This is a genomic window from Bacteroides sp. MSSM.1001136sp1_RTP21357st2_D2_RTP21359_211015, from assembly GCF_040913205.1.
GTDB lineage: Bacteria > Bacteroidota > Bacteroidia > Bacteroidales > Bacteroidaceae > Bacteroides > Bacteroides ovatus.
Map to the genome: position 1 here is coordinate 1 of NZ_JBDFVF010000094.1, position 1,171 is coordinate 1,171.

1 protein-coding gene is annotated in these 1,171 nt (G+C 41.3%); it reads left to right on the forward strand.

The genetic code is table 11. From position 1 onward, the window contains the following. The coding region (gene tnpC / locus AB5217_RS24895) for an IS66 family transposase (protein WP_368117405.1) at nt 1-1,171 on the forward strand (1,171 nt) is incomplete at both ends.

Here is a 1,171-nt window from a genome sequence, read left to right on the forward strand (position 1 = left end):
GATGCAATCTCAAAGCGATATAAATTTATCCCGGCAAAGGTCATAGTTACAGAGCATCATGTAGGTGTATATGCCAGCAAGAAGGATAATCGTATAGTGAAAGCTGATTATCCAAAGGCTCTTCTTAAAGGAAGTCCTGTATCAGCATCTATTGCTGCAGCTATCATGAATGGTAAGTATGTAAATGCGTTTCCTCTTTATCGATTAGAAAAAGAGTTTGAACGCTATGGTCTGGCAATCACCCGCCAAAACATGGCCAACTGGATGATCCGTCTTGGTGAGACCTACATATCAGTTATGTATGATTATCTGCATAAGCTAATCTATGACTATCATGTAATCCAGGCCGACGAAACTCCGGTTCTCGTAAACAAGGATGGCCGAGCTGCAGGTAGCAAGAGCTATATGTGGGTCTACCGTTCAGGGTATATGAATCCTGAACAACAGATAATCCTATATGATTATCAGCTCACCAGAAATGCCTCACATCCTAGAGAATTCCTAAAGGATTTCAGTGGAATCTGTGTGACCGATGGATATCAGGTCTATCACACTCTTGAAAAAGAGAAAGAAAACCTAACCATTGCGGGCTGCTGGGTTCACATGAGACGCCGATTCGAGCAGGCTCTACAAGTGATTCCAAAGGGATCCCAAAAAGGAACCGTATCATACATTGCCATGAAGCAGATTCAGGCAATCTACCGGGAAGAAGGTAAGCTAAAGGATCTGACTTCCAATGAACGACTTGAGCAACGACAGGCAATAATCAAACCGCTTGTGGATGCCTTGTTTATGTACCTAAAACAAAATCAGGCAAATGTATCGGGCTCATGTAAGCTTCAGGATGCATTTAAATATGCATTAAACCAGGAAAAATACCTCAAGGTATTCCTCACAGATGGCGATGTACCAATCGATAATAATGCAAGTGAGCGAGCTATCAGAGGTTTCTGTGTAGGCAAGAAGAACTGGCAGATGATTGATACAATCAATGGTGCCAAAACATCAGCCATGATATATAGTATTGCTGAAACAGCAAAAGCTAATAATCTTAAACCATATGATTATTTTGAGTATCTCTTGGAGGAGATACCAAAGCATATGGAAGATACAGACCGTAGCTTCCTAGAAGATTTGTTACCATGGTCTGAGAATCTTCCAGCACATATCA